This window comes from Vibrio sp. A37 (assembly GCF_059777565.1).
Genome location: NZ_JBLNLI010000019.1, coordinates 48,300 through 54,459 on the forward strand (window position 1 = coordinate 48,300; position 6,160 = coordinate 54,459).

Sequence of the window (6,160 nt, forward strand, 5' to 3'; positions counted from 1 at the left end):
TTACCTACCCTCCCGCAATCGCTTGAAATAGAGAAATAACATCGCCTTCCGACAATAATGTTTTTACCCAATGTCCTTTAGGGACAATCTGATTATTTACTGTAAATACTGTCCCTTCACTAGGAAGTTCGAAATCATGAATAATGTTTTGCAAATTCGAACTTTGGCTAATTTGTTTCTTTTGATTATTAATAGTGACGTTTATGACGCTCATGCATCACTCCTAAATCTTTGGTTTTAAACGGTGCCACACACCTCACAACACGTATCTTTTGGAATAGGCAGTTTCTGCCACTGCATTTGAAAACCATCAAATAAATGAATTGTGTTAGACTCGAGTATAAATTCGTCTGTAGCGAGTTTTTGAATCACAGCTATTGCTTGAAGGTTACCGATTGTGCCAACAACAGGACCAATGACCCCCTCAGAAGAACAGTTTTTAACGCTAGGCTGCTTGTCAAAAGGATACAAGCATCGATAGCATCCACCTTCATTTGTGTAATCAAACACTGCAAACTGCCCTTTCCATCCGATAGAAGCACCACTTATAAGCGGTTTATGTGCTTTATAACACGCACGGTTTATCATCTGTCTTGAACTAAAATTATCGGTACAATCGACAACTACATCCGCTAACATCACTTCCAAGCTTAGCTGGCTCTCTTCCATGCGCTTTGCTATCGTTCTGATTGCTGTATTTGGATTTAATTCTTGCAATTGCTTTTTTAGCGCTTCAGTTTTAGCAGTACCTGTATCAACCGTTTTATAGGCAATCTGCCGGTGTAAGTTCGATGCTTCCACGCAATCATCATCGCTGATAACAAGCTTACCTACTCCTGCTCCTGCCAAATAAAGCCCAACTGAACAACCTAATCCACCACAGCCAATAATGAGTACATGCCCGCTTGATAGCTTTGACTGACCTACCTCTCCTATTTCTTTAAGAGAAATTTGCCTTTGATAGCGAGTAAAGAGATCATCTGACAGCATCAGACCTCCAATTCTTTAGATAAAGTGTGAATTCTTTTCTGTGTGATATTTTGAAGTTTTTGGATTATTTCTGACGGAGCGTCAGATTTAGTGATAGCGCTAATCAGAGCAATAGAATCTACACCACAATTCCATACAAAGGGTGCATTGCTTACATTGATTCCACCTATCGCCACGGTCGCAATGTTGTGTATAGCGCCAAAGTTAGATTCTTGCAATTGAATTGATTTAATAAGATCCTGATAAAGCTTTAGCTTAGTTACGCCCAAAGGATAGGACACGACATTTTTTGTCTTTGTTATATATACCTGACCAAATGCAATGTAACTAGGATTTATCTTTACAGCGTGTAAAAGCTCATAATATCCGTGTGTGGAAACTCCTAAAGCTAACCCATTATTTGCTATCTCATGTATAGAAGCTTCCAGCAGGTCCTCTTGCCCGAGGTGCACACCATAAGCGTTATACTTAATTGCTAGCTGCCAGTAATCATTGATAAATAGCTGAGCTTTGTAGCGCTTACCAATGTCAACTGCTTGCTTTATGGCTACCTCAGTATCGCTGCTTGAAAGTCCTTTGACCCGAAACTGGACAGTTTCTACACCTTGCTCCAAAACTAGTTTCAGCCAATCAATATCATCTACAATTGGATAAAGCTTAAAAGCTTCTTTGTCTACAGTGCGAAATGCATGCGAATCGTCTAGTTGTATCAAACCACCATCGATACCAAGCTCTTCATTCTCCATGACTATTTCAGGAAACTGGCGATAGGATAATGGCCATGTTTCACGTGAAACATTAGAAAATGTATTTGCTAGCAACAAGGCATCATCAATACAGTGGTTTAGCGCGAGAGCAGATATAACACAACAAAAATGCACTCGATTACAGATAGCAATATCAGCTTTCGCTACACAAGATAGCCGACGTATTGCTCGAGAACCTTCGTTACTACACCAAATATCATAACTATATTCTTCATGCTTAAGACCAACAAAAATGTTGGAGCCTTTACGTTCGTCGTCAAGCTTGAAAGCAGTCTTGATATCTAAACTGGAAGAGTAAAGTAGAAAAAAATCACACTGCATGTCGCTATCTAATGAGCCGATAAAGTCTGCTCCAACAAAAACATCAGAGTGTGCTTGTTCAATAGTAACGTGCTGAATGGAACTGAACCCCAGATCGATATCATCCGTCTGAAACCCTTGCTCTCGAGCAAGGGTTAAACAGTGCTTTATCTCATCCTTCAGCTCTGGAACGTGCGATGGGATAAGAACTCTCAAAGGTTAGTCCTCTAAAGCCGCTTCTGATTTTGTAGACGCAGGATGGTAAAGCTCGGCCCCTGACTCTAAAAACTCTTTGGATTTTTGTCTCATACCTTCGAGCGGGTCATCTACCATTTTTATCTCTAGCATATCGTCACCAATGCTAGTGCCATTTTGTTTGGCATAATCACGTACTTCATGAGAGATCTTCATCGAACAGAACTTTGGCCCGCACATTGAACAGAAGTGAGCTACTTTTCCTGATTCTTGAGGAAGCGTTTCGTCATGATAAGACTTAGCGGTTTCTGGGTCTAAAGATAGATTAAATTGATCTTCCCAACGGAACTCGAATCGAGCTTTTGACAGCGCATTATCGCGAATTTGAGCACCAGGATGGCCCTTAGCTAAATCGGCAGCATGCGCTGCTAACTTATATGTGATGATACCAGTTTTTACATCTTGCTTGTTAGGCAAGCCCAAATGTTCTTTTGGTGTTACATAGCATAGCATGGCACAACCAAACCAACCTATGACAGAAGCGCCTATTCCAGAAGTAATATGATCATAACCTGGTGCAATATCAGTCGTCAGTGGGCCTAAAGTATAGAATGGCGCTTCATGACAGTGTTCTAGCTGCTCATCCATATTCTCTTTAATCATATGAAGAGGAACATGCCCTGGGCCTTCAATCATTACTTGGACATCGTACTCCCAAGCAACTTTGGTCAATTCACCAAGTGTTCGTAGTTCTGAGAACTGTGCTTCATCGTTTGCATCAGCAATCGAGCCAGGGCGTAGCCCATCACCTAGCGACAATGCGATGTCGTACTTAGCGCAAATCTCGCAAATTTCACGGAAGTTCGTGTAAAGGAAACTTTCTTTATGATGAGCTAAACACCATTTCGCTATGATTGATCCGCCACGAGACACGATGCCAGTCACACGTTTAGCAGTCATTGGAACATAACGTAGCAGCAAGCCAGCGTGAATAGTAAAGTAGTCTACACCTTGCTCTGCTTGTTCGATTAACGTATCGCGCATCACTTCCCAAGTTAAGTTTTCAGCAATGCCGTTCACTTTTTCAAGAGCTTGATACATTGGTACAGTACCAATTGGGACTGGACTATTACGTAAGATACGCTCACGAGTTTCGTGGATGTTACGGCCAGTAGATAGATCCATAACCGTATCTCCACCCCAACGAGTAGACCAAACTAGCTTCTCTACTTCCTCCTCTATAGAAGAGCTAACGGATGAGTTACCGATATTCGCATTGACCTTAACTAAGAAGTTACGCCCGATAATCATCGGTTCGGATTCTGGGTGGTTAATATTCGAAGGGATAATTGCACGGCCTTCGGCAACTTCTTTTCTTACAAACTCTGGAGTGATTTCTTTTGGTAAGTTAGCACCAAAGTTTTCACCTGGATGCTGGAAATTAAGCTGTGCATCTTTATATTGCTGACGCCCCATATTCTCACGAATAGCAATGTATTCCATCTCAGGAGTAATAATGCCTTTGCGAGCATAGTGAAGCTGAGTTACACATTTGCCTTCCTTCGCACGGCGTACACGAGGGAGTTCAACACCACGAACATCATCTAACGTTTCATCTTCTAAACGCTCTTGAGTATAAGCAGAGCTAACACCTTCAAGGATCTCTGTATCACCGCGTTCTTCAATCCATTCTTCTCTATGCTTAGGAAGGCCTTTATAAAGATCTATCGTATACTCTGGGTCGGTGTATAAACCTGACGTGTCATAAACATGTACTGGCTCATTAGGCTCGAATATTGGTTCGTCTTTTGTTCCACCAATTAGGCTATCTGAAAGTGTAATCTCTCGCATTGGAACTTTAATGTCCTCACGAGAACCTTCTATATATACCTTACTAGAGTTCGGGTAAGGTTCTACAGACAGAGATTCGATAAACTGTTGAGCTTCTAGCCTAGATTGTTTGCGACTCGACATAGCATTTTTCCTTGCGGTGTTTTTATAAATAAAAATGCTTGACGGAAGGGTGCTACAAGAGGAATTATCCTTATTAATCAGAAGGATAAACAGGTAAGATAAACTAGTTTTGTTCTAGTTATTTTTCTCTTGTTCCCTTCGCAGGTATTAGCCTGATCAGGTTCAACGGATCCCGAGTTAACGGTCTCAGCCTTGTGGCACTCCGACAAGTAGGTTCATTATATGAAATTAATTGAGATTCACAACATGTTCATCGCAATATAAAGCAAGATTATGTACGAGAGATAAGTTGGAAGCCTACCCAAGCAGCAGAAATACTAAATACAACGTTTAGCACAACATTCAAGCCCATCTTGAACATCGCACCTTGCTGAAGCAGTGTTACGTTATCCATAGAGAAAGTAGAAAAAGTCGTCAATGCGCCCAAAAAGCCAAGCCCAATGATTTGTCGCCACGGATCATTAGAAATCAATTCACTTTGCAACGCTGCGGCGAGTAGCCCCATAATAAATGAGCCAGCAATGTTTACAGTTAATGTGCCGTATGGAAACCCTTTACCCAATAGTGCTGCGCACCACTCTGAAATTAGGTAACGAGAACAAGCACCAAATGCACCACCGATCGCTATATAACCTAATATATAAAACTGATTCATAAATACCCCCTCAAAAATAATTGGGGTATTTTAACGAAAATTGGTGATAAAGCGAGCAATCAAAGTATTTTTTAATATTCCTCAAGTGAATAATTAGGTATTCAGGACAAATACGTCATAAGTAGATAACAGCAAAGAGCGTTAGATATTTAAAAAGTTACATATGTCACTTTTACTAGCTCAACAATGCAACCAAATGAGTATTGACTGAATATATAAACAATTTGTCTCATTATCTACACATAAATATTTTAAGTCATATAGCATATTAAGTACTCCATTCGGAGTACGTTCATAGCATATGTTCCTTTATGTAGAGGTAGATAAAAATGAAAAAGCAGATCTTATGTCTTTTATCAGTCATGATGAGTTTTTGTTCGTTTACTGCATTTGCAAATTTTAGTAATACTAGTGCTAGTTTTTACGATCAAAATTTTTATTCAAAAACGCCCTGGACAGTAGGGCATCTAAATAAATTTAACCTTTTACTCAAACATAATCTTGTTACACCGGACACTAAATTAGATAGACAACATACAGCTCTACTAGTCATTGATACGCAAAATGACTGGGGAAGCCCTAAAGGGTCAGCTCCAGAAACAGATATTGCCACTGTAGTGCCAAATATAACGAAAACAATAGATACTTGGAGAAAAAGCGGATCGTTAATTATCCATATAGTCAGAATGTATTATCCAGATGGGAGTGATGCTGATATGGCAAGAAAATGGCAAATGCAGCAAGGCATGTTTAGTATGGCCATTCCTGGTACATGGGGATCAGAACTCGTGGATAGTACGGCTCCTAAGGGTACGAAACTGGATTATAAGTTGCTTCTTAACCTTGGTGTACAGAAAATTGGGCCAAATGAATATGTCATCTATAAACCGCATTACAATGGATTTGACAGAAGTAGCTTAAATGACTTTTTGCAGTCGAAAGATATTAACAGTGTTGTTTTTGTGGGTATGACGTTTCCAAATTGTATTCGAGGCACTCAATATGGTGCTACCGATCTACATTACAGAGTAGGAGCAGTGCCAGAAGCAATGACTCAAGTGTATGTTGGTGGTCTTGTTGCAATGCAAAGACAAGGTGTACAGCTTATGTCGATGAAGAGTTTTAATAAGTTTGCTTCTTCGAAAGCTCCATCTAAAGATAACTTCGAAAGGTAGTTTGTATCCTACAAACACAAAAAAGCCCTAGTCTTTCGACTAAGGCTTAGTATAAATGGCGGAGTGGACGGGACTCGAACCCGCGACCCCCGGCGTGACAGGCC

Annotated in this window: 6 protein-coding genes and 1 riboswitch; of the genes, 1 reads left to right on the forward strand and 5 read right to left on the reverse strand. The window is 40.4% G+C overall.

The window, feature by feature from the left end; genetic code table 11:
• Positions 1-4 precede the first annotated feature (4 nt).
• From thiS to crcB, 5 genes are all read right to left on the reverse strand, one after another.
• Complete coding sequence (thiS, locus tag ACM2FC_RS20510) at positions 5-214, reverse strand: sulfur carrier protein ThiS (protein ID WP_498482901.1); 210 nt, start codon at positions 212-214, stop codon at positions 5-7.
• A gap of 23 nt (positions 215-237) precedes the next feature.
• A complete protein-coding gene (locus tag ACM2FC_RS20515) occupies positions 238-990 on the reverse strand; it encodes a HesA/MoeB/ThiF family protein (RefSeq protein ID WP_498482902.1) in 753 nt (250 codons plus the stop codon).
• A complete protein-coding gene (locus tag ACM2FC_RS20520) occupies positions 990-2,273 on the reverse strand; it encodes a thiamine phosphate synthase (RefSeq protein WP_498482903.1) in 1,284 nt (427 codons plus the stop codon). The genes ACM2FC_RS20515 and ACM2FC_RS20520 overlap by 1 nt, the downstream gene beginning before the upstream one ends.
• Before the next feature lie 3 nt (positions 2,274-2,276).
• Positions 2,277-4,226 carry a phosphomethylpyrimidine synthase ThiC gene (gene thiC, locus ACM2FC_RS20525; protein WP_498482904.1) on the reverse strand — a complete coding sequence of 650 codons (1,950 nt, stop codon included), beginning with the start codon at positions 4,224-4,226 and terminating at the stop codon, positions 2,277-2,279.
• Positions 4,227-4,342: 116 nt separating this feature from the next.
• Positions 4,343-4,441: riboswitch (TPP riboswitch) on the reverse strand.
• 56 nt (positions 4,442-4,497) lie between these two features.
• A complete protein-coding gene (gene crcB, locus ACM2FC_RS20530) occupies positions 4,498-4,881 on the reverse strand; it encodes a fluoride efflux transporter CrcB (protein ID WP_498482905.1) in 384 nt (127 codons plus the stop codon).
• Between the two features lie 329 nt (positions 4,882-5,210).
• On the opposite strand from crcB, the gene ACM2FC_RS20535 reads away from it, so the two are divergent.
• Complete coding sequence (locus ACM2FC_RS20535; protein WP_498482906.1) at positions 5,211-6,056, forward strand: cysteine hydrolase family protein; 846 nt, start codon at positions 5,211-5,213, stop codon at positions 6,054-6,056.
• The last annotated feature ends 104 nt before the right edge of the window (positions 6,057-6,160 follow it).